Raw genomic sequence first — 23,663 nt, forward strand, 5'->3', positions numbered from 1 at the left:
AACACAAATTATTGTCTGATATATTGACAAAATCTTTATAAAATCTCCAAAAATATAAAAAAAGAAAAGTATTTACTTATTACTTCGTAAATATTATTAACTTTCATTATTTTAAAATTAAAATCTATATCTTTCCTATAACAAAGCTATAACTTTTGTATATCATTCTTAAAATGTGAAATTAATTCATAAACACATTAAAAAATAAATAACTGTACTTGGGGTTATTTATAAAAGGTTACAAGAAGGTTTGAATACCACTGTGTAAGTTGTTACTCTTGGTATTTTTTAAGGAGGAAGTATGGAAAAGAAAAAAAAGCCTGAACTCTCAAGAAGAGATTTTGGTAAGTTGATTATCGGAGGTGGAGCTGCAGTAACGATAGCTCCATTTGGTGTACCAGGTGCAAATGCAGCTGAAAAAGAGAAAAATGCAGCTGAAATTCGTCAACAATTTGCAATGACTGCAGGTTCTCCCATCATAGTTAACGACAAATTGGAAAGATATGCTGAAGTACGAACAGCGTTTACTCATCCAACCTCATTTTTTAAACCAAACTACAAAGGTGAAGTGAAACCTTGGTTTTTATCAGCATATGATGAGAAAGTACGTCAGATTGAAAATGGTGAAAATGGTCCTAAGATGAAAGCTAAAAATGTAGGAGAAGCTAGAGCAGGTCGTGCACTTGAAGCTGCTGGATGGACCTTAGATATTAACTATGGAAACATTTATCCAAATAGATTTTTTATGTTATGGTCTGGTGAGACTATGACTAACACCCAATTGTGGGCACCAGTAGGGTTAGATAGAAGACCTCCAGATACAACTGATCCTGTGGAACTTACAAATTATGTAAAATTTGCTGCACGTATGGCAGGTGCTGATTTGGTAGGTGTTGCAAGATTAAATCGTAACTGGGTTTATTCTGAGGCAGTAACTATACCAGCTGACGTACCTTATGAACAATCTTTGCATAAAGAGATTGAAAAGCCAATCGTTTTCAAAGATGTTCCACTACCAATAGAAACTGATGATGAATTAATTATCCCTAATACTTGTGAAAATGTTATCGTTGCAGGTATCGCTATGAACCGCGAAATGATGCAAACAGCTCCTAACAGTATGGCATGTGCAACAACAGCATTTTGTTATTCACGTATGTGTATGTTCGATATGTGGTTATGCCAGTTTATTCGTTATATGGGTTACTATGCAATACCAAGCTGTAATGGTGTTGGACAATCAGTTGCCTTTGCTGTTGAAGCAGGTTTAGGACAAGCTAGTCGTATGGGTGCTTGTATTACTCCTGAATTTGGACCAAACGTAAGACTTACAAAAGTCTTTACAAATATGCCTTTAGTTCCAGATAAGCCTATCGACTTTGGAGTAACAGAATTTTGTGAAACATGTAAAAAATGTGCACGTGAGTGTCCTTCAAAAGCAATTACTGAAGGTCCAAGAACTTTTGAAGGACGAAGTATTCATAATCAATCAGGTAAATTACAGTGGCAAAATGACTATAATAAATGCTTAGGTTATTGGCCGGAATCTGGTGGATATTGTGGCGTATGTGTAGCTGTTTGCCCCTTTACAAAAGGCAATATTTGGATTCATGATGGCGTTGAATGGCTTATTGATAACACAAGATTCTTAGACCCATTAATGCTTGGTATGGATGATGCATTGGGCTATGGTGCAAAACGAAATATTACAGAAGTTTGGGATGGAAAGATTAATACATATGGTCTAGACGCAGACCATTTTAGAGACACTGTAAGCTTTAGAAAGGATAGGGTTAAAAAATCATGAAATTATTAAATATTTTAAATTATAAAGCGCTTGGTTTGAGTTTACTTTATTTGGCATTGATTTTGGTTACTTTCCAAATTTCAATGGGAAGTTATGGAGAGGATGAGCCACAAGCTGGTAGTATATTAATGGTTGCTGGATTGATTTTTTCGATCATCGGCGTTTTTCTTTTAATGAAGTTCAAGCCAACATATATTTTATGGGAAAAGCTTAAGCGTTAATTTCTAAATCTATGCATAAAGTAGGGTTTACATCATTACATGTAAACCCTACTTTTCTCTTTTTCTAAGTCATAAATATGCTTAAATATACAGCACGTTTAGCTTGACATTCCCATTATTTTGGAGTGACTCCAAAGCGCTGATGAAGTGGCTGACTTGATTATGACATTTATGCAGGGATTACGAGTTCAATCACGAAATCAATACTCTGGTGATGCAATCAAGCGAGCCATAAAAACATTTTTGGCTTTGATAAAGTCAATGGAAAAGAAAAAAAGTATATTTTTAGGTTTGTAATTGCTATAAGAAAACGTTATAACTTTTTTTTCAGTTTTAAGAGAGATGACTTGGTAAATAACTCTCTTTTGAGCTAGATCGCCAATTATCTCTCTTGTTTTAAAAAGTTAGAGTCGTAATGCGCTCTTCTTTCTCTTTTTCATAATAAGCTTCTACGCACTCTTTATACGCTGTTAAAAATAACATGCTGCATCGTGATTCTTTAGAATCGTCATCTTTGATTTGTTTCAAAATATTACCAGCTAAAATGTAAGTCTCTGAAAGCGTAGCATTAAAAGCAGAATCTAAATAAAGCGAAGCTTGTGCAAGCAGTGATGGGCAACCTTTGATTTCAAAACCACATCTGACAGTCTTATCATCTTCAATTTGCATAGTAAGGACAACTTTACCTTTTCCATCGGGGTGAAGGCATGTCGCTTTGGCATTGTAATTATCTAATAGTCCATAAAAACGAGGGTTTTTCATATGGTCTTCTAATTGGCTTATGAGCCCTGTGTAGTCAAAATCATCACGCATAGTGTTTATTCCTTTAGTTATAATTTTAATTATGGCAAAAAAGTATAGGACGTTTATAGGTAAAATATAAGTTAATTAGACGAAAAAACCTATTATCTCATACTGCGCATTCCTAATGTCTAGAAGTATTTTCATACAAATATAGCATATTAATTAACATGGCTAAGATCAATGATAAATTTTGCGCCTTTTTTAGAATTCTTTACATGTAAAGAACCACCGATGTTTTTTTCTATGATAATTTTTGCCATATAAAGCCCCAAACCAGTGCCATTTTTTTCTTTTTTAGTGCTAAAGTATGGGTCAAATATCTTCTCAATGATCTCAAGATCAATTCCTTCTGCATTATCTTCTATGAATATTTCTTTGTTTTTGATAGTAATCCATATCTGTTTGTCTTCTTTGGTTTTCAAGGCATCTTTGGCGTTGCTCATGAGAATGGTTAAGACTTGAATGAGTTCATTTTTACATCCAATGATAGTACTTTCATCGCTCTTTACATGTAAAGAAATTTGTTCTTGTTTAAAAGGTGTTCGGAGTAATACCATGGCACTCTCAACGGCGCTTTTAAGGAGAAAAACACGCTCCTCTTTTTTTGTAGAAAAGAAATTTAAAAAATCATTGATAGTATTTGACATGTATTTTATCTGTGTATTGGCTTCATGGACCTTTGTTTTCAATTTTTCATGTGAAAGCATTTGAAGTTCACTGGTCATTTCAATGTTGGCCAAAGTTGTTGAGACATTGTTAAGAGGTTGTCGCCATTGGTGAGCGATACTTGCAATCATCTCGCCCATTGCAGCAAGGCGTGATTTGGCTAAAAGCTCTTTTTGAAAAGAGAGTTTTTCATAAAAGAGTTTACTCAACCTGATATAAATAGAAAAGCACAGTAAAATTGCAGCAATAGTATTGGTGACCTGCATATTGTTGATGTAGGTGCCCTTGTTTAAGTAGGTATCAAAGAATTTGATATCAAATGAAGAAAAATAGAAGATAAATGGGTAGTAGATAAAGGCTGAGCTGATGATGTATAAAACGGAGACTGTGAAATCTTTTTTGAGGTTGACAATACCAACCATGAAAAAAAAGGGTAGAATTAATGCTGCTATAATGTAGCTGTAGTGGTCAAAGATAAAATTGTAGATATTTAATATTAAAGAGAAGAGAAGGCTTATATTGATAAATTTATCAACCCAAAGATAATTATTTTCTGTTTCAAAAAAGTATTTAGTAAAGAGTAGAAAAGTGATAATGTGAAGGGCAGGGAAGAAGATATTAAAAAGGACAATGATATTTTTATTGGAAAAGTTTAACCACTCTAATAAGACGACAATATCAGGAGAACAGTAGAGTGTTGGGGGTAAAAGTACCAAGCAATAGTATCCCAAACTTTTTTCTTTGATAGAAAAAAATACGATTAAGTTAAAGAAAAATATACTAATTAAAATTCCGAAAAAGAATCCATTGTCAAAATAAGACTTATCTGTTGAAATAACACTAAAGGTTTTTTCTTGATTAACTATTTTTATGGATTTAAAGACATCATACCCTTTTTTTTCATTAGATTTTACATATAGGGTTAAAGTTTCATTGGGGCTAATGATAAAATTATCAAATACAAACCCAGTGCGATCTTGGTCATAAAGTGAAGAATGTTTTAGTATTTGATTATGTTTAACATAATAAAGATCCAATTTGGCGTTGTACCAAAAGAAGATAATGCTTTTTTCAAGTTGTTGAACATTATTATTGGACATAGGTATTTTTATCCAAAAATTTCTGTTATCTAAATTTCGCATATCAGAGTATTGTAGATTTACTTTCGAAAAACTAGGATTATTAATAGCTTCATCAATAGATATATCTTTTTTAAGGAGATACGTTGATGGATTTTCTAAATTAATATAAGGCAAAGCACAAGCAGGAGAAAGTATTAATAAATAAACAATCAAAAAAGAGCGTAGTAGTTTCATTTATAGAGTTTCAATTTATAACCAAGTCTTGCTACATTAATAATAGTCTCTGGAGGCAAATGTTTTCGGATATCTCGTACTAACGAACGAATAGCGGCACTACTCATACCTTCTTCCCAGATATTATTTTCAAACTCTTGATAACTAACAATTTCATTAACACGTTTTAGTAAATATTCTAAAAAAGTGATTTCACTTCTTCTCAAAATTACATCTTTCTCATTGACAAAAAGAGCACGTTTAATAGTGTCATAATAAACTATATCAGAAAAATAAATTTTTTCATTTTTATTGTTTTTAAGATTAGCAACACATTTTTTAAGAGCATTTTTGAGATCAATCGCGGTGACAGGTTTTAGGATATAAGCTGCTAGATTAAGTTCAACGGCTTTTAAAAAATACTCAGTGTCTGTATAAGCAGTAGCAATGACAAGAGGTATTTTTTGGTTAAATTCACGAATTTGTTCACACACTTCAAGTCCATTAAAGTAGGGCATTTCGATGTCAAAAATAGCAATATCAATAGTATTGTTTTGAAAGATTTGAAGAGCTTCTTTCCCATCTTTGGCTAAATATACTTTTTTGCAAAAAAGAGAAAGTATTTCTCCTATGTTTTCACGAGTTTGTTCTTCATCATCTGCATAGAGTATTGTATAAGAAGCGAGCATGTTAAATCCCTGAAATTTTATGAATAATGTACGTATCATAAAAAAAAGAAATATAGAACTTGTAGATAAAAAATATTTTCCTTCTATTTTAGTTATACAACGGTTGCATAAGTTTTAAATACAATTTTCATAATAAGTCAGATGTTAAATGGTTGTACTTGGGATCATTTAATTAAAGGTTACAAGAAGGTTTAAAATCATTATCATGATTGTATGGTAGATGATTTTTTAAGGAGTAAATATGGAAAAGAAAAAACCTGAACTTTCACGTAGAGATTTTGGAAAGATAGTTGCTGGCGTTGGTGTTGCGGTTACTATTGCACCATTTGGGGGCACAGATGCTCATGCAAAAGAAAAAGCATCGCAAGAGATTCGTCATCAATTCGCGATGCCAGATGGGGTATCTCCTATCAAAATCAATGAAAAGTATGAAAGATTTAATGAGGGGCATGTGGCATTTTATCATCCCTCTTCAGTGATGATTCCAAACTTCAAAGGAGAAACTAAGTTTTGGGTGTTTTCTATGATGGACCAAAAGCAAAATTTGATTAATACAGCACAACATGCACCTGGCGTTAAAGCTCCAAGTGTTGCTGAGGCAAGATCTGCTAGAGCATGGGAATCAGCTGCGTGGACACTGAATGAAATGCTAGGATATGGAAAGCCAAATAGAAAGATGCATTTATGGGATAATTTTAAAGCAGCAAAGGATTGGCCACATATCTATAACAAAGCACCAGATGAAAAAGATCCTGCCATATTAACAAATCAGATTAAATACGTTACAAGATTAGCAGGGGCTGACTTAGTGGGTATTGCAAGATTGAACCGAAATTGGATCTTTAAAGAGGCTTTTACTACAGTATCAGATAAGCCTGAGGATGATAATAACTTTATCACAAAGCCAATTAACTTTAAAGATATTGAAAAACCAACGGAAACAGAAGATGAATACATTATTCCAAATAGCTTTGCCAATGTTATCGTTTCTGCTTTTGCGATGAACCGTGATATGATGCAGTGTTTGGCTACTTCTATGGCACATGCAGCTGCGGCACTTTGTTACTCTCGTATGGTGGCGCATGATATGTGGATTTGTCAGTTTATTCGTAACCAAGGCTACTATGCAATACCAAGCTGTAATGGTGTTGGACAATCAGTTGCCTTTGCTGTTGAAGCAGGTTTAGGACAAGCTAGTCGTATGGGAACTATCATCACCCCTGAGTATGGACCAATGGTTCGTCTTTCTAAGATCTTTACCAATATGCCTCTTATTCCCGATAAACCAATTGATTTTGGTGTTACAGAGTTTTGTGAAACATGTAAAAAATGTGCAAGAGACTGTCCTTCCAAGGCAATCTCAGAAGGGCCACAATCCTATGAAGCACGAGATATTCATAATGCAAATGGCCGCTACCAATGGCACAATGACCATAAAAAATGTTTACAGTATTGGGTTGAATCGGGCGGAGACTGTGGCATATGTGTAGCTGTTTGCCCCTTTACAAAAGGCAATATTTGGATTCATGATGGCGTTGAATGGTTGATTGATAAAACAAGATTCCTTGATCCTGTAATGCTAGGTATGGATGATGCACTGGGTTATGGTAAAACACGAAATGTAGAAGAAGTATGGAAAGGTAAAATCAATACCTATGGTTTAGATACATCTCACTTTAAAGATACGGAGACAACAGGAAAGGATAGGGTAAAAAAATCATGAAATTATTAAATATTTTAAATTATAAAGCAATTGGTTTGAGTTTACTTTATTTGGCATTGATTTTGGTTACTTTCCAAATTTCAATGGGAAGTTATGGAGAAGATGAGCCACAAGCTGGTAGTATATTAATGGTTGCTGGATTGATTTTTTCGATCATCGGTGTTTTTCTTGCAATGAAGTTTAAGCCAAACTATATTTTATGGGATAAACTTGAGCGTTAATCTTTGAATTGATTATTAAATAAAAGGTACAAAGTCTACCATTTTTTGGAAGTAATGTACCTTTTTTGTTTTGTATTTCTGTTAAAGCGATATTTTTGGGAGTAATGGCGATAGTACTATTTTAAAAAACAAGAGACTATGGAAGTTTTAAGATAAACTCGGCTCCTCTTTTATTGTTTGCAACTTGAATACTCCCTTTTATATTATTTTCCATAATGATTTTTGCTGTGTAGAGTCCAAGTCCTGTTCCATTCTTTTCAAGTTTTGTTGAAAAATAAGGCTCAAAAATTCGATGAATAATTTTGCTATCAATTCCCCCTGCATTATCGCTAATGGATATCTCATTTTTACTTGTTTTAAAATAAATCTTTCGATCTTCTTCAGGATTATCTTTGAGTGCATCTTTTGCATTCGTTAAGATGGTGATAATGACTTGTATAAGTTCATTTTTATATGTATTGATTTCAAACATTGCATCGCACTGTGTGTAAATTTGAATATGATTGCTTTCAAAGGATGTGCGCATAAAAGAGAGTGAATCATCAATGATTTCTTTACATGAAAAAGTAGATTTTTGCTTTTTCTGAGAAAAAAAGTTCATGAAATCTTCTATGGTATTGGTCATATGACGAATCTGCAAATGCATCTCATTGAGTTTGTCTTGTAAGGTTTTTGGTGAGAGTTTATCAAGCTGGCTGTGCATGTCTATATTGACAACGATAGAGGAAAGATGACTCAGTGGTTGCCTCCATTGATGGGCAATATTGGCAATCATTTCTCCCATCGCACTAAAGCGTGAGCGTGCAAGTATCTCTTTTTCAAATTGCCTTTTTTCTTCTAAGATCGAGAGTAGCTTTATATAGGTTACAATGCTTAGGCATAAAGAGCATAGTGTGCTGGTGACTTGAAGGTAATTGTTCATATTTTGTACACCATCAAAATTGAATATTCTAATAAAGGACTCCATAAATAGAGGGTAGATTAATAAAATCATCGCGATAGAATAAAGGGAAGCTTGCAGTTTGTCTTGTTTTAACATAATGAGACCAATTAAAATAAAACCTGGTAATAATATACCTGGATAAAAAATAATCAAAGATCCATTTGAAAAGATGAACTGTATAATTACCATTAGTATACAAGAGAGCATGTAAAAATTTAAAATGCTATTAATCGTGGCATGCTTATATTTGAGATCAAAAAACTCTTTGGTGAAAAGGGTAAGTGTCATCAAAATACTAAAAGGATTAGCCACTTTCATAATGTTATAGAGTATTGACTTTTCAAGGTATGGACTCAGTGCTGAGTAAAAGCTCCAGTGTAAGTTTGAGGTAATGAAGATAATGGACATTACAAACAAGACATAATAAAAGTAGCTTTTTAAGGATGTCATAAAGTACATAAATAAACTTGCAAAAAGAATGGTAAGTAAAATACCAAATAAAAGACCATGTTTATAAACGCTCCCATAGTTACTAATTTCTGATATAAGTTGTTCAGTATTGATGATATAAGCAGCAGAAAAATCATCCACTAATGGGTGATCATTGACTTTGATATAGATGGTACTTTCTTCATTAGGTCCTATAATGAAAGAGTAGTAAGAAATACCATTGTTTATGCCATCACTTACAGACTTAGTTTCGATGATTTTATTGTCTTTGCTATAGTAAACTTGGAGGTTGATATTCTTCCAGTAAAAAAGAAGTGTTTTATCTAGCTCTTTATTGAGTGTGTTTTTGAGAGGTATTTTTAACCAATAGTTCTTTGTAAATTGCTTTCTTAAAAAAACGGAAAGGTTATTGTTTTTGATGAAATCGCTATGCTTGAGAGCATCTTCTATAAAGATATTTTCATTTAAAAGATACGTATTTCGATGTAATAAGAGTTTCTCTTCATTTAAAGTAATTACGCCACTAAATAAAGAGAGTGTCAAAAGAAAAAAAAGAAAGAAGAACTTCATTTTTGAAGAACCAGCTTGTATCCAATTTTTGGAATATTTTGAATGCTCTCTTTGGTTAGGTGCTTTCTTAGATCTTTGACAAGGGTTCGAATAGCTGGACCACTCATCCCTTCTTCCCAAATATTATACTCAAATTCACTATAGTTGATAACTCTATTAGGATTTTTCAACATATATTCAAGAAATTGCATTTCAATATTCGTTAATCTGACTTCACTATTATTGATATACAGTGTTCGTTCACCTACATTATAATATGCGCTCTGATTGATGTGAATTTCGCTATTTTTAGAATAACTTAATTGCTCTTCACATTTTTTAAGTGCTTTTTTCAAATCAGAAGTTTCTATTGGTTTTAAAATATAAGAGGTTAGATTTAATTCAACTGCTTTTAAAAAATATGCCGTGTCTGTATAAGCTGTAGCCATGACAATCGGGATATTTTTATTGCTTTTTCTGATTTTTTCGGCCACTTCTAAGCCATTAAGATAGGGCATCTCAATATCGAGTACCATGATATCTGGAGACTCATTTTGATACAATTCATATGCCTTTTCCCCATCTTGTGCTAGAAGTACATCATCAAAAAGAAGAGAAAGAATTTCTCCAATATTTTTACGAATTCCTGCATCATCTTCTGCATAAAGTACTTTATAGTTTTTAAACATGTGTGAACCTATCCTATAGTTTATAACTATGATTCTATCAGATATTTTGTTAAAAATTAACTTAAAAGAGTAAAAATTATCTATTTAATAGTTACCCTATATTTCACCTATAAGTTACCTATAAATATTCATAAAATTCAAGGTTCTCTCTTTATTGCACACAAAGTTACTACAAGTTTTATGTACTATGGAGTTTTAGTGTTGAATGTTGATTGTATTAATACAAAAATAAAGGAACGACATGTTTAGACAAGTAGTATCGTTGACGTTATTGGTTTCATTGCTGGCAGTTGGGAGCTCTGGTATTTTGATGATTATACTGAATAGTTTTGAGTTTCAGTTTCAGATGCATCCTGTTCATAAGATTTTTGGAGTCTTGATGGTTTTATCCGGTAGTCTACACCTGTATCTTAACTTCGGTTCAGTAAAAAAATACTTGAATATAAAAAAGATGGCACTTTTTACAGGAGTATTGAGCATAATAATGGTTTTACTTTATGGTGTAGGTATTAATAAACCATTAAACATAGAAAAAATAAAGCAGATGGAAAATATTGCAAAAACATTAGAAGAGTAAACAAAATTTCCTCAGAACTGGGTTAAAACTTCTCTGAATATCTACACATAATGAAGGACTTTATGATAAAAGTCCTTCTTCTATCTTATTTGATTTTATGACTACAAAGAGATAAAACTTTATGTTGTATTAAAAAAAAGGTAAAATTTTTTATTCATCTATTTTCTCCGCACAACTTATCTATTTTTTTTTCTTATCATTACATAGCAATAAAAATAAGTAATGATAAGAGAGTCTTAGTGCTAGGACAATCTTTAAGAGAGAAAAAGATGAATTTTAATCGAAGAAAATTTTTAATTTACAGCGCAGAAGCAGGAGCGATGTTCGGTCTTGTTGGAGCTGTTCCGTTAATGTCAGGAGAACATCACTACTTACGACCTCCAGGCGCCATTAAAGACGATACTTTTTATAAAGCATGTATTAAATGTGGTGCTTGTGTTTCAGCATGCCCCACTAAAGCGGTGACACTTATTGATCTTTGTTGGGATGTTAAAAATATCGGCACACCTATAATTGATATCAAAAATGGTGGCTGTATTGCTTGGGGAAAAGAGTGTCTTTTATGTGTTAAAGCTTGTCCAACAGATGTTTTGAGTGTAGTTAAAGATTTAAAAGAAGAAAAGCTTGGTCTTGCCATTATAAAAGAAGAAGAGTGTGTGAATTGTATGGTTTGTTTTTTACATTGCCCCATTGAGGGAGTAGTACTCTTTCCAAATCCAGAAGTTCCTGATAAACCTTATACTAAAGAACGTGATATACCTACAAAAATAAAACTCAAAGATTCCCCGTTAAAGCCTTATATTGTTAAAGATAAATGCATTGGGTGTGGATTGTGTGCTCATTATTGTCCTCCACGGTGCATTGATATGATTCCTATAGCAGACGTAAAAAAGGTAGCAAAAAATGAATCAAATTAATAAAGTTATTAATGTAAAAAAATTACAAATCATTAGAAAAAGTGTACATAACTTTTCTATGCTAAGCATTATACTAGGTGCATTTGGCATCATAACTGTTGCCGGAACATGTTATGTAAGTATTGGTTATTTTAGGCTTATTTGTCCAGTTGGTTTTATAGAGCTCTCTCTAGCAACACACACTATTAATACAAAACTTATCGTACCTTTTTTAACAATTTCAGTTCTTCTTTTTTTAGCGGGAAGATCGTTTTGTTCTTGGGGTTGTCCTACGTCTTATATGGGCGGAATTATACGTAAAATGACATCTAATGAGACCTATAAAAAATACACTAAAGTAAAAAATAAAGTGCAAAAGTATGTACCGCAACCTGGTATGGATGATATCTTTGTCATGATGATAGGTACATTAATAGGAATATTTGTATTTCAGTATCCACTACCTTGCACAATTTGTCCATTAGGAATCATTTCACGGGCTCTTATTGAAACAGTCAATCATTCTACAATTACGCATTTTCACATTGCACTACGTTATGACACTTTATTGTTAATAATTCCTATCGTATCTATGTTTTTATTTGTAAGAGGTTGGTCACAAGTTTGCCCTGTCGGTTCATTGAAAGGGCTTATGTCAACGTATAACAAGACAATCGTTCCTTCAACAACAGAAGCATGTGTCAACTGTAAGTTATGTGAACAAGTATGTCCTGTTAATATTGGACATCATAGAGGGCTTCCTGATATGAGTATTTGTATCAAATGTATGCTATGTGCAGAATATTGTCCGCAACATGCCATAGACATTGTTGCTTTATACGAGCATAAAAAAACAAAATTTAAAGAAGTAAAAGATGTGAATGTACTGAATACATCCATTGAAACAATGAATAAAACAGCTTAATTAACTTTACAAAAGGGATTATAAAATGGGCGTAACCAATGGTTACAAGAAAAAGTATATAAGTTTGGCGGCTATTCTCACTTGTGCCGTTAGAACAATATTTTTTTCTGAACACGTTGCATTAATACAATGTCTTAAATTGTTTAACTAAAGAGGTTATCTCTTTGATTAAACTCAAGAAAAAAGGATAAAGAATGAATACCGCATTAATAGCTTTTTTTGCGTATATCGTCGATAAATTTGTTGGTGAATTTACAGTTATAACGCATCCAGTCATTTTTATTGGGCGTTATATAAGTTGGTTTGAAAAAAAATTTTATAAAAATACTTTTCAACGAGGCTTAGTGCTTGCTGTGAGTACATTAGGACTTACATACGTAGCTATTTGGCTGTTAGAAACTCTTTTATCTTCTCTTCCACATGGTATTTCAATATTTATTTCAATCGTGATTGCTTCGATGTTTTTGGCGCATCATATGCTCTATCATTCTGTTTTGGACGTCATCAATTCTTCTGTTCCAAAAGAAAAAATAAAGTATTTAGTCAGTCGTGACACTGAAGATATGGATGACCACGAAATCTACAAGGCATGTATAGAAACGTATACTGAAAATATTAATGATGGGGTTATAGCACCTTTATTTTATCTTCTTCTTTTTGGACTAAAGGGGCTTATTATTTTTAAAGCGATTAGCACATTAGACTCCATGGTGGGTTATAAAAATGAACGTTACTCTCATTTTGGAACTGCAGGAGCAAGGTTGGATGATATTGTAGGATGGATTCCTGCTCGTATTAGTGCATTACTTATTTATTTAGCTGCTAAAGGATCGTACAGCTTTAATACGTTAAAAAAGTATGCTTCAGGGCATGAAAGTCCTAATTCAGGCTGGCCCATTGCAGCAGCTGGATTGGCATTTCATTTAAAACTTGGTGGTCCTACACGCTATTTTGGTGCAATCAAAAATAAGCCTTATCTTGGGGATGGTTCCCTTCCCTTAACACAGCAAGACGTATGTAATGTACTCACGCTGCATTCAAAGATTGACTATATTGTATTGGGAAGTATGGCAGCAATGATTACATTTCTATGGTTGATACAATGAATGCACGTAACACTCAATTTACGAAAGCGTTTCATGCGTTAAAACAGAATGCGGGAAGTCATAGTCCAAGTATGGAAGACTTGAAAAAAATGTTCCCAACATTGGAAATCAAGATCGATGCATGCTATTTGTCAAATCCTTATGCTTCTGAGCTAGTACTTGATTATATTGACCGTGAATTAATTCAAACCAATGCCTATAAAAAGGTACTGACACACTACCCATCACAGCAACGTTCTTTGCAAAAAGTTATGGCGGAGTCTTTACATGTAAAGCCTGAAAATATATTTATCGGGAATGGTGCCACTGAAATTATTCAGATGCTTCTACAACAAGAAGAGGTTCAAAAAGTTGCCTTAATGATTCCTACTTTTTCATCGTATTATGAGTTTGTGGGCAAAGGGTGTGAAGTTGTTTATTTTCCATTGAATGAACGTGATGATTATAGCTTTGATGCGGATAAATACTGCCAATTTATTGAAAATGAACAACCCGATACCGTTGTGTTGATTAATCCAAATAATCCAAATGGTGCCTATCTTTCTTTAGAAAAGATGCACATTTTATTGAAACGCTTAGCCTTTGTGCCGCGCATTATTATTGATGAAAGTTTTATTCATTTTGCCTATGAAGACGAGGCATTGACATGTCTTAGCTCAACTGTTTTATTTGATATGTATCCTAATGTCATCATTGTTAAAAGTCTCTCTAAAGATTTTGGCATAGCAGGGGTTCGCCTTGGGTATGCCTTGATGGATTCACGTAAGATTGATGCACTTTTAGAGCATGGATTTTTATGGAATATCAATGGTATTGGTGAGTATTGTCTTCGACTTTTTGTAAGGGAAGATTTTTTAAAGCGCTATGAAGAAGCTAGAAAGCAGTATATCAAAGAGATGTGCAGATTTAAAGAAGCGCTTTTAGGGATAGAAAATGTGTATGTCTATCCTTCGATGGCTAACTTTGTGATGCTCAAACTTCCGTCTAGAATAAAAGCAAGTTTTGTGATTAGTGCACTCCTTGTTGAGTATGGAATTTATGTTCGCACCATGGCAGATAAAATTGGTGTTGAGGGCGAATGTATTCGTATTGCAGGAAGAACGCGTGAAGAGAATAACTGCATCGTTATGGCGCTCAAAAGCATACTAAAGGATAGTAAGTGATTACATTTATCACCGGTGGTGGACGTAGCGGGAAAAGTCTGTTTGCAGAAGATAGGGCTAAACGCTATAAAAATAAATGCTACGTAGCAACCGCCATTGCTTTTGATGACGAAATGAAATACCGCGTTAAAAAACATTTAGAGCAGCGTGGAAGTGATTGGGTTACTATTGAACAATACGAAGGTATCGCAAAAGCTTTACATGTAAAGGCAAAAGATGCACAGGTTGTCTTGGTAGATTGTTTAACAAATTTGGTCAGCAATATGATGATTATGAACCGCGATGTGGATTGGGAAACGCTCAGTGATGAAGCAGTTTATGAAATTGAACAAGAGATATTAGAAGAAGTGAATGCATTGGTGCTGTTTGGGCATGAGTTTGCTGGTGAAATGATTATCGTGTCCAATGAAGTAGGTATGGGACTCATTCCTGAATATCCCTTAGGACGTCGCTTTAGAGATATTGCAGGACGAATGAATCAGCACGTAGCACGTGCAAGTGATGAAGCATACTTGGTAGTCGCAGGATTACCGATGAAATTAAAATAGAGACACTAATGAAACATAAAAATTTAATGGTTTACGGTACAGGTTCGGATGTTGGTAAGAGCGTTATTGTGGCAGGATTATGCCGTATTCTTAAGCAAGATGGTGTGCGAGTTTGCCCTTTTAAATCTCAAAATATGGCCTTAAATTCTTATATCACCAAAGATGGAAAAGAGATGGGACGTGCCCAAGTGGTGCAAGCAGAAGCCGCAGGGCTGGAGCCTGATGTGATGATGAATCCTATATTGCTGAAACCTTCAACAGACCGCAAGGCACAAGTCATCTTGCATGGAAAAGCTTTACGCAATATGGATGCTCGAGAGTATTTCACCAATCGTGGTGCTATGAAAATAGAGGTTATGAAGGCTTATAACAAGATACGCGAAAACTATGATGTATCTATTATCGAAGGAGCTGGAAGTCCTGCTGAGATTAATTTGAAAGTAGATGACTTGGTCAATACCGGTATGGCAGAAATGGCTGATGCGCCAGCTGTTTTGGTTGCAGACATTGATAAAGGAGGCGTTTTTGCCTCAATATATGGAACGATAAAACTTTTGGAAAAACATGAAAGTGCTCGTATCAAAGGGGTTATTATCAATAAGTTTCGTGGTGATGTAACCTTACTTGAACCAGGGCTTCGTATGATTGAAGAAAAAATCAATATTCCTGTTCTTGGCGTTATCCCTTATATACAACTGGGTATTGAAGAAGAAGATGGTTTTGGTGATAGGCATTTAGAAAAAAAAGCACGTGGGGCAATTGATATCGCCGTTATTGTACCTAAGCGCATTTCAAATTTTACCGACATGGATGCCCTTTTGAGACACAGTGATGTAACCGTGCGTTATGTTCGAAAAGTACATGAGATTGAAAATCCAGATGTTATTATCTTGCCAGGGTCAAAAAACACTATCGAGGATATGCTGGATCTTCAACAAAGAGGCATGGCCGAAGCGGTGATTAAACATGCAAAAAATGGGGTGATTATCTTTGGTATTTGTGGTGGATTTCAGATGTTAGGTCAAAAAATTCAAGATGAATTTGGAATTGAATCTTCCATTCAAGAAATAACCGGACTGGGTCTTTTAGATATCGAAACAACGATGTTAAAAGAAAAGACAACGACGCAATTTGAAGGCTTACTCAGTTGTAATACAGGTTTTCTTCAAGGAATGACTAAATGCCGTATCAAAGGATATGAAATCCATCAAGGCATCACGTATGGCAATGAAGCCAATTTATTTGAAGGTACTGAGGCATTACTCGGGGCAATACGGGACAATGTTATAGGAACCTATATCCATGGGGTGTTTGATAATTCTGACTTTACCACTGAATTTTTAAATCGTATTCGTGAGAAAAAAGGCATTACAAAAGTCGATGAAGTCTTTGACTATGACGCTTATAAACAAGGTGAGTACGACAAGTTGGCTTTATTGTTACGTGAAAATCTAGATATGAGAGCTATTTACAACATTATAGGAGTTGAATGATGCATCTATTAGAAGAGACTTTACTTGCTATAACCGGAGTAAATGAAGAAAACCAAAAAAACCAAAAAGAATATATTGCGACATTATTGAAGACGCCTGATGGGCTTGGTAAATTAGAAAAGATGAATATTCAACTGAGTGGAATAGAAAAAGAGTACCGCGTTAAGAAAAAAGCAGTCGTCGTGATGGCTGCAGATAATGGTGTTGAAGAAGAGGGCGTGAGTGCTTCTAAGCGTGTGATAACACAATATGTCGTTGAAGCGATGGTTGCGGGGGAAGCGTCTATTAGTTCACTGTGCAAATCATTGGGCAGTGAACTTTTTGTGATTGATCTTGGCATTGATTCGACACGTGTTTTCAAAGGGGCAATTACGCATAAAATTATGCCTACAGGGACATATAACATTCGAAAAGGCCCAGCAATGAGCCGTGAACAGGCCATTGAAGCTATTGAAGTTGGTATTGATATCGTTCGTGAACTCGTAGAAAAAGATTACAACCTTTTTGCTGTGGGTGAAATGGGTATTGGCAATACAACAACTAGTAGTGCCTGCTTAAAAGCCTTAACGAATCTTCCGTTAGTTGAACTTGTGGGATATGGCAGTGGTATTGATGAGCGAATATTAGGATTGAAAATAGCCGTTGTAGAGGATGCCGTTCGTATCAATAAGCCTGATGTGAATGACCCTATCGACATCATCCAAAAATTGGGTGGTCTTGATATCGCCGCCATGACGGGGGTCTATTTGGGTGCGGCTAGGTATAAAGTACCTATTGTTTTAGATGGCCTTATCTCAGGCGTTTCTGCCTTGCTTGCATACCGCATGAACGCGCATGCAAGAGATTACATGATTCCTTCTCACATCAGTGAAGAGCCTGGTGCAAAGTGGATAATGGAAGCACTTTGCTTTAATCCGATGCTTCATATGAACATGAAACTTGGTGAAGGTAGTGGTGCGGTACTCGTGTTTCCTTTGGTTGAAGCGGCTAGTAATCTAACACGCGATATTCGTGTCTACCCAGAGGTATAAGATGAGCTATAAATTTGTACAAAATAAAGCGTGTGAGTATTTTCCTTGTCATAAGATAGAAGAGGACACTACCTTTAATTGTCTTTTTTGCTATTGCCCTTTGTATGCTTTGGGTGAGCAGTGTGGCGGAAAATTTACCTATACAAAAAATGGAATCAAAAGTTGTGTGGAATGTGATGTTGTTCATCATAAAGATACGGGCTATGAATACGTCCAAGCGAAAATGCATTACATCATAAAACTGGCAGTACAGAAATGAACGGGATACTGTTATTAATTCAATTTATGACACGCCTTCCTGTATTTAGTAAAACAACCTATGACCCTATTGCGATTGGGCGTGCTATAAAGTTTTTTCCCTTCGTTGGTTTGCTTATCGGTTTAATTTTATGTGCGGTGTTTATGGTCATCAATCCTTTGATTGACAATAAATTAATTGTTGCCTTAATCATTGTTGTAGTTGAGATTTTACTCACGGGAGGGCTTCATCTTGATGGTTTATCGGACAGTTTTGATGGCTTGTTTAGTTACAGAGATAAAGAGCGCATCTTAGAGATTATGAAAGACTCTTGTATCGGGGTCAATGGGGCGTTAGCGCTTATTGTCTATGTGGTTGCCAAAATTTTATTTCTGAGTGAACTTGGCTGGGAATATATCGTTTTTATACCTGTCGTGGCACGTTTAAATACTGTTCTTCATGCAGGCTTAGGAAGGTATGCAAGAGAAGAAGGCATGGGAAAAAGTATTGTGGATGAAACGAGTATCCAAGGCGTATTTTTTGCCATTTTGAGTGTCTTAGTCATAGGCTTTATCCTCCTAGGTTTAGATGCGCTTTGGCTTGTTGTGGGTGCTTTGAGTTTTGGTTTTATGAGCCTTTATTATATTCAAAAGCGCATTGATGGCATCACAGGTGACACGATGGGAGCAGTATTAGAATTAACATCTTTAGTTGTGTTATTTATAGGAGTACTTTTATGAAAACAGAAATTTACCTTCTTCGCCATGGAGAGACAGGATTAAATAGGCAAAAAGTTTATTTTGGCCATTTAGATGCTGCTATGAATGAGTTAGGCAAAGAATGTATTGCGCATGTGGCAAATAACTTTTTTGGGCCATTAGATGTGATTATTTCTAGTGATTTGGAGCGTTGTGCCGAGTCAGCAAGAATATTTAGTCGCTCAAAAAAGATTAAGGTCACCTATGATCAGCGTTTACGTGAATTGGACTTTGGTGTCTTTGAAGGACGAACCTATGCGTCATTAATGGAAGAGTTTCCCAAAGAAGCTGAGCAGTTTTTTAGTGGCGATTATGATTTTGTGATACCCAAAGGTGAAAGTGTCAAAATGCTTTTTGAACGCACATATGAAGCGTTTGAAGAAATCATAGCAAACCATGCTGGTAAGCATATTCTTATCTCAACACATGGTGGCGCGATAAGGGCAATTCTTTCTCGCTACCTTGCAGGCAATAAAAAAGCTTACTGGAAGTTTGCCGTTGAACATGCTTCTTTGACAAAGCTCGTCCATGAAGATGGCTTTGTGTACCTGGAATACCTAGGAAGAGGAGAGAAAATTCAACAATTAGCCGTGAGTACAAAGATGAAAAAAGGAGCATGAAATGAAAAAAACTATAATGCTGATCTCTATGATGATGATAGTGTTTATATTTAATGGGTTTACGCTGTTTCAAAACAAAGACAAAAAAGCGATTCTTTTTGTTAATTTTGGAACGACATATAATGATACAAGAGTCGCTACAATTGATACGTTGCAGAAAAAAATAGCAGATACCTATAAAGACTATGATGTTAGATTGGCGTATACATCAAGACAAATCATTCGAAAACTCAGTGAGCGTGATGGTATTCGAATCGATACGCCCGAAGAGGCTCTTAAAAAGTTAAAAGCTGATGGATACGGTACGGTTATCGTTCAAGCAACGCATATCATTAATGGTGAGGAAGCGGATTATCTTAAACGCGAAGTTGCCTCCCTAAAAGATGATTTCTATGTCATTAAATTAGGTCATCCACTTTTGACGCATATTAAAGATTATGAGTTGACAATGAAGGCGCTTCAGTTGCAATATTCTGAATTAAAGGCAGATGAGGCTGTTGTGCTTATTGGACATGGTACACATCATCCTTCTACCTCTGCGTATGCCATGATTGATTATTTCTTCCAAGACGCATCTCAAAATGTCTATTTTGGAACCGTGGAAGGGTTTCCCTCTTATGACAATGTTCTCACAAGACTTAAGAAAAATGGTATTAGAACAGTAACTTTGATGCCGTTTCTATTTGTAGCAGGCGATCATGCAAACAATGATATTGCCGGTGACGAAGAAGATTCTTGGAAAAGTATGCTTTTAAAAGAGGGTTTTAACGTCAATGTTTATCTTCATGGCTTAGGTGAAAACGAAGCGATTCAACAGATTTTTATTGAGCATATTGAACATGCAATTACGAATAAAGAAATAGATATGAAACGAAAGAAAGCAGGTTATGCACTTGGCAAGTAAAACACATTTTCTATCATCCGACACCAAATTTTTAGTTTGGACGCTTGGTGGAATTTTATTAACGCTTAGTGGCGTGATTGCATTTGCCGGAATGGGATATATCGATATCCCCTTCTTTGATGTCTGTAAAATCATGATAGGCAGTAAAGAAAATGTAATAGGTTCTACGGAGTGGTTTGTCGTGCATGATATACGATTGCCACGTATTTTAACAGCGATTTTAACCGGCGTTGCATTAAGTTTAAGTGGGCTTGTCTTTCAAGGGGTTCTCCTTAACCCTTTGGCAGACCCTTATACTTTAGGTATCTCCTCAGGTGCATCATTTGGTGCCGCATTAGCGTTGTTATTAGGATTGAGTGGCGTGATGATTCAAGGAAGTGCTTTTTTCTTTGCGATAATCAGCCTTGGAATTGTGTTGCGTTTGGCAACGTTTGAAGGGCGCATCATTCCTGTATCGTTGATTCTATCCGGTGTTATCATTGGAGCTTTTTTCTCCGCAGGGCTTAGTTTTTCAAAATACCTAGCAGGGGATGAAATAGCGTCTATTTTCTTTTGGTTATTAGGTAGTTTTCAAGGTAAAACATGGATGGAAGTGATGATTCTTTTGGCTGTTGTTTCCTTTGGCTCTATGGTGATTTACTTTTATGCCGAGGAAATCAATATTTTGTCATTGGGAGAGAAAAATGCTAGCTCAATGGGCGTAGATACACACCGTGTACGTCTTATTTTACTCGTTGTTGCCTCATTGATGTCCTCAGTGACCGTATCTATTTGTGGGATTATCGGTTTTGTGGGATTGATAATCCCTCATATGATGCGATTTTTAGTGGGAACGGACAACAAAAAACTCATCATTGTTTGTTCTTTGTGGGGCGGAATTCTTCTCTCAATGGCTGATAATGTTTCTCGTGCGTTACTTCCACATGAAGTCCCTATTGGGATACTCACAGCGCTTTTAGGTGCACCATTCTTTGCCATAGTTTTTAGAAATAAGATGCGAGGGAAAAAGAGATGAGTGCTTTACATGTAAAGAATCTTGGCTATAAAAGTGGGTCTACTTCTATCTTAGAAAACATCAACTTGAGCCTTGAGGTGGGAAAATTCTATGGAATTTTGGGGCCTAATGGCAGTGGTAAAACAACACTATTGGATTGTTTGGCTGGTTTAGTACCAAAATCACATGGTGAGATTGAAATATTTAATGTGCCTTGTCATACCTATTCTCGTAAAGAGTTCGCCCAACAAATAGCACTTGTTCCTCAAAATTTTGATATTTCCTTTCCCTATAAGGTTCAGGAAATCTTAGAAATGGGACGTTATCCCTTTAAAAAAAGAATGCATGGGCTTTCAGCAAAAGAGTATGCCTTAATTGATCAGATTAAGGATGTTTTTGAATTGAACTTTTTGGTAGATAAAGAGGTTACAAACCTCAGTGGTGGAGAAAAGCAACGCGTGGCTTTCGCTAAAGCATTAATTCAAGATACGCCTATTTTATTTCTGGATGAATCAACATCAAACATGGATCCTTATTTTGCACATTTTGTTTTAAAAGAGGTGCAAAAACGAACGAAGAATGAACAAAAAACAGTTCTTGCGGTCTTTCACGATATGAATCTTGCCTCACGTTATTGTGACGAGATCATCATGCTTAAAGATGGAGGACTTTTAGAAATGGGTACTACAAAAAAAGTATTAACACCGATCAATATCAAAAGACTTTTTGGTATCGAAAGTATTGCCGTTCATGATAACGACAAGAGCTATATTATTCCAGTTTAAGGAGCGAAAATGAAAATATTATGGTTAGTGGCTTTGCTGATATCAAGCCATCTTTATGCGCTAGAAATTGAAGATCAGAATGGAAACAAAATTATTTTTGACAAACCTTTTAAACGTGTTATCTCTTTATATCCTGCACATACAGATCTTATCGATGATTTAGGAGCAGGAGCATTATTAATAGGTGTTTCTATTGATTTAGATAATCCTGATAAATTCAAAGATATACCTACGTACTCCTATTATGATAATGCAGAAAAGTTCATTAGTGCAAAGCCTGATCTTATCTTGATTCGACCAATGATTGCCAATAAATTCAAAGGTATGATAGACCTTTTAAAATCACGAGGAATTGAAGTTGTTTCACTCCAACCTTCAACCTACCAAGAGTTACCAACGTATTGGAATAAGATTGGAAAATTAGTAGGAAAAGAAGAAGCTTCCACTCGATATGTAGAATCTTTTGAGAATGAAGTTGCAAAGATTAAAGCTAAGGTAGCTTCCATTCCTAGTGAAAATAAAAAAGGACTTTTCTTTGAAACGCGTCATAAAGATTTTTTGACAACCAGTCCTGGAAGTATGCCTTATACAATCATTGAGATTTTAGGTGTAAAAAATATTGCGAAAGATGCTAAATCAATCAGAAATGGTTCCACTGTTGCGCCCTATGAGATTGAAAAAATTCTTTCTCATGCGCAGGATATTGATGTTTATATCGCACAGAATGGAGCGATGAACCGTGTTAGTGAAGAAGATATTTATAATACACCTGGTTTTAAAGCAATTAATGCCATCAAAAATAAACACGTCTATTTAATTCCTGAAGAGATCGTTTCAAGGCCCACAAAAAAATTGCTTGACGGAATGTGGGCACTCGGTCAGATTATCTATCCCAATTATTTTAAAGAAAGGATTTAACCATGTCGTATGAAAGACGGCCAATGAGTATTGAACAAAAGAGTTTTGAGATTATTACCCAAGAGATGGGAAGTGCTATTGATGCCTTTGATGCTACGTTGCAACCTGTTGTTAAACGTGTCATTCATACCACGGCTGATTTTGAGTATACCGATCTTTTAGATTTTTCTGATGATGCAGTCCAGAGTACGTTTGATGCCCTCAAAAGTGGATGTAAAATCTATTGTGATACCAATATGATTGTTAATGGCCTCAGTAAAGTTGCCTTAGGGAAATTTTCTTGCAAACCGTACTGCCTTGTGAGTGATGAAGATGTCAGTAAAGAAGCTAAAGAACGTGGTGTTACAAGATCAATTGTAGGCATGGAACATGCGGCAAAAGATCCAGAAACTAAAATATTTTTAATCGGCAATGCCCCAACAGCACTTTATACTCTATTGGAGATGATTAAATCAGGTGATTGTGCAAAACCTTCCCTTATCGTCGCTGTACCTGTTGGATTTGTGGGAGCGGCTGAATCTAAAGAAGAAGTTCTAAAATATGATGTTCCTTATATTCGAGTAAGAGGTAGAAAAGGTGGAAGTACGGTTGCCGTTGCTATTTTACACGGTCTTATCTACCAAATTTTTCAAAGAGAAGGCATCTAAAAA

At 35.1% G+C, this 23,663-nt stretch carries 25 protein-coding genes; 20 read left to right on the plus strand and 5 right to left on the minus strand.

The window, feature by feature from the left end:
* Positions 1–301 precede the first annotated feature (301 nt).
* Both SMUL_RS16610 and SMUL_RS07610 read left to right on the plus strand, forming a co-directional pair.
* A complete protein-coding gene (locus SMUL_RS16610) occupies positions 302–1,807 on the plus strand; it encodes a reductive dehalogenase (RefSeq protein ID WP_025344665.1) in 1,506 nt (501 codons plus the stop codon).
* The gene (locus tag SMUL_RS07610) at positions 1,804–2,028 is read left to right on the plus strand and encodes a hypothetical protein (protein ID WP_025344666.1); all 225 of its coding nucleotides are present in this window, start codon (positions 1,804–1,806) and stop codon (positions 2,026–2,028) included. Before SMUL_RS16610 ends, SMUL_RS07610 begins: the two co-directional genes overlap by 4 nt.
* A gap of 396 nt (positions 2,029–2,424) precedes the next feature.
* Here the strand turns inward: SMUL_RS07610 and SMUL_RS07615 are convergent, their stop codons facing one another.
* The 3 genes from SMUL_RS07615 to SMUL_RS07625 form a co-directional block, all read right to left on the minus strand.
* Positions 2,425–2,841 (minus strand): iron-sulfur cluster assembly scaffold protein, encoded by a 417-nt coding sequence (locus tag SMUL_RS07615; RefSeq protein WP_025344667.1) that lies wholly within the window; start codon positions 2,839–2,841, stop codon positions 2,425–2,427.
* 149 nt (positions 2,842–2,990) lie between these two features.
* Complete coding sequence (locus tag SMUL_RS07620; protein ID WP_025344668.1) at positions 2,991–4,814, minus strand: sensor histidine kinase; 1,824 nt, start codon at positions 4,812–4,814, stop codon at positions 2,991–2,993.
* Positions 4,811–5,482: a response regulator transcription factor gene (locus SMUL_RS07625; protein WP_025344669.1), complete on the minus strand. Its 672-nt coding sequence runs from the start codon at positions 5,480–5,482 to the stop codon at positions 4,811–4,813. Before SMUL_RS07625 ends, SMUL_RS07620 begins: the two co-directional genes overlap by 4 nt.
* A 241-nt stretch (positions 5,483–5,723) precedes the next feature.
* Between SMUL_RS07625 and SMUL_RS16615 the strand changes: the two genes are divergently transcribed.
* Both SMUL_RS16615 and SMUL_RS07635 read left to right on the plus strand, forming a co-directional pair.
* The gene (locus SMUL_RS16615) at positions 5,724–7,205 is read left to right on the plus strand and encodes a reductive dehalogenase (protein ID WP_025344670.1); all 1,482 of its coding nucleotides are present in this window, start codon (positions 5,724–5,726) and stop codon (positions 7,203–7,205) included.
* The gene (locus SMUL_RS07635) at positions 7,202–7,426 is read left to right on the plus strand and encodes a hypothetical protein (protein WP_025344671.1); all 225 of its coding nucleotides are present in this window, start codon (positions 7,202–7,204) and stop codon (positions 7,424–7,426) included. Before SMUL_RS16615 ends, SMUL_RS07635 begins: the two co-directional genes overlap by 4 nt.
* A gap of 136 nt (positions 7,427–7,562) precedes the next feature.
* On the opposite strand, the gene SMUL_RS16620 is transcribed toward SMUL_RS07635, so the two are convergent.
* The gene (locus SMUL_RS16620) at positions 7,563–9,389 is read right to left on the minus strand and encodes a sensor histidine kinase (protein WP_025344672.1); all 1,827 of its coding nucleotides are present in this window, start codon (positions 9,387–9,389) and stop codon (positions 7,563–7,565) included.
* Entirely contained in the window at positions 9,386–10,057 is a 672-nt protein-coding gene (locus SMUL_RS17415) for a response regulator transcription factor (RefSeq protein WP_025344673.1), read from the minus strand. Before SMUL_RS17415 ends, SMUL_RS16620 begins: the two co-directional genes overlap by 4 nt.
* Positions 10,058–10,298: 241 nt before the next feature.
* Between SMUL_RS17415 and SMUL_RS07650 the strand changes: the two genes are divergently transcribed.
* From SMUL_RS07650 to SMUL_RS07725, 16 genes are all read left to right on the plus strand, one after another.
* On the plus strand, positions 10,299–10,634 hold the full coding sequence (locus SMUL_RS07650) for a DUF4405 domain-containing protein (protein WP_025344674.1): 336 nt from the start codon (positions 10,299–10,301) through the stop codon (positions 10,632–10,634).
* Between the two features lie 269 nt (positions 10,635–10,903).
* Positions 10,904–11,551 (plus strand): 4Fe-4S dicluster domain-containing protein, encoded by a 648-nt coding sequence (locus tag SMUL_RS16625; protein ID WP_025344675.1) that lies wholly within the window; start codon positions 10,904–10,906, stop codon positions 11,549–11,551.
* The gene (locus SMUL_RS07660; RefSeq protein ID WP_025344676.1) at positions 11,538–12,455 is read left to right on the plus strand and encodes a 4Fe-4S binding protein; all 918 of its coding nucleotides are present in this window, start codon (positions 11,538–11,540) and stop codon (positions 12,453–12,455) included. Before SMUL_RS16625 ends, SMUL_RS07660 begins: the two co-directional genes overlap by 14 nt.
* A 194-nt stretch (positions 12,456–12,649) precedes the next feature.
* Complete coding sequence (gene cbiB / locus SMUL_RS07665; RefSeq protein ID WP_025344677.1) at positions 12,650–13,561, plus strand: adenosylcobinamide-phosphate synthase CbiB; 912 nt, start codon at positions 12,650–12,652, stop codon at positions 13,559–13,561.
* Positions 13,546–14,724 carry a norcobamide biosynthesis serine-O-phosphate decarboxylase gene (locus SMUL_RS07670; protein ID WP_025344678.1) on the plus strand — a complete coding sequence of 393 codons (1,179 nt, stop codon included), beginning with the start codon at positions 13,546–13,548 and terminating at the stop codon, positions 14,722–14,724. The genes cbiB and SMUL_RS07670 overlap by 16 nt, the downstream gene beginning before the upstream one ends.
* Entirely contained in the window at positions 14,721–15,272 is a 552-nt protein-coding gene (gene cobU, locus SMUL_RS07675) for a bifunctional adenosylcobinamide kinase/adenosylcobinamide-phosphate guanylyltransferase (protein WP_038533193.1), read from the plus strand. Before SMUL_RS07670 ends, cobU begins: the two co-directional genes overlap by 4 nt.
* Positions 15,273–15,280: 8 nt before the next feature.
* Positions 15,281–16,765 carry a cobyric acid synthase gene (locus SMUL_RS07680; RefSeq protein WP_025344680.1) on the plus strand — a complete coding sequence of 495 codons (1,485 nt, stop codon included), beginning with the start codon at positions 15,281–15,283 and terminating at the stop codon, positions 16,763–16,765.
* Positions 16,762–17,796, plus strand: a complete 1,035-nt coding sequence (gene cobT, locus SMUL_RS07685) for a nicotinate-nucleotide--dimethylbenzimidazole phosphoribosyltransferase (RefSeq protein ID WP_169730523.1) — start codon at positions 16,762–16,764, stop codon at positions 17,794–17,796. Before SMUL_RS07680 ends, cobT begins: the two co-directional genes overlap by 4 nt.
* A 1-nt stretch (position 17,797) precedes the next feature.
* Positions 17,798–18,055 (plus strand): cysteine-rich small domain-containing protein, encoded by a 258-nt coding sequence (locus SMUL_RS07690; RefSeq protein ID WP_025344682.1) that lies wholly within the window; start codon positions 17,798–17,800, stop codon positions 18,053–18,055.
* A complete protein-coding gene (cobS, locus tag SMUL_RS07695; protein ID WP_025344683.1) occupies positions 18,052–18,774 on the plus strand; it encodes an adenosylcobinamide-GDP ribazoletransferase in 723 nt (240 codons plus the stop codon). The genes SMUL_RS07690 and cobS overlap by 4 nt, the downstream gene beginning before the upstream one ends.
* Complete coding sequence (locus SMUL_RS07700; protein ID WP_025344684.1) at positions 18,771–19,412, plus strand: histidine phosphatase family protein; 642 nt, start codon at positions 18,771–18,773, stop codon at positions 19,410–19,412. Before cobS ends, SMUL_RS07700 begins: the two co-directional genes overlap by 4 nt.
* Before the next feature lies 1 nt (position 19,413).
* The gene (locus SMUL_RS07705; protein WP_025344685.1) at positions 19,414–20,316 is read left to right on the plus strand and encodes a sirohydrochlorin cobaltochelatase; all 903 of its coding nucleotides are present in this window, start codon (positions 19,414–19,416) and stop codon (positions 20,314–20,316) included.
* Complete coding sequence (locus SMUL_RS07710; RefSeq protein WP_202819543.1) at positions 20,306–21,331, plus strand: FecCD family ABC transporter permease; 1,026 nt, start codon at positions 20,306–20,308, stop codon at positions 21,329–21,331. The genes SMUL_RS07705 and SMUL_RS07710 overlap by 11 nt, the downstream gene beginning before the upstream one ends.
* Entirely contained in the window at positions 21,328–22,095 is a 768-nt protein-coding gene (locus tag SMUL_RS07715) for an ABC transporter ATP-binding protein (RefSeq protein ID WP_025344687.1), read from the plus strand. Before SMUL_RS07710 ends, SMUL_RS07715 begins: the two co-directional genes overlap by 4 nt.
* A 9-nt stretch (positions 22,096–22,104) precedes the next feature.
* Positions 22,105–23,013, plus strand: coding sequence for an ABC transporter substrate-binding protein (locus SMUL_RS07720; protein ID WP_025344688.1), 909 nt, complete (start codon positions 22,105–22,107; stop codon positions 23,011–23,013).
* A 2-nt stretch (positions 23,014–23,015) separates the two neighbouring features.
* A complete protein-coding gene (locus SMUL_RS07725; RefSeq protein ID WP_025344689.1) occupies positions 23,016–23,660 on the plus strand; it encodes a precorrin-8X methylmutase in 645 nt (214 codons plus the stop codon).
* Positions 23,661–23,663 lie beyond the last annotated feature (3 nt).

Origin of the sequence: Sulfurospirillum multivorans DSM 12446 (assembly GCF_000568815.1) — a bacterium.
GTDB lineage: Bacteria > Campylobacterota > Campylobacteria > Campylobacterales > Sulfurospirillaceae > Sulfurospirillum > Sulfurospirillum multivorans.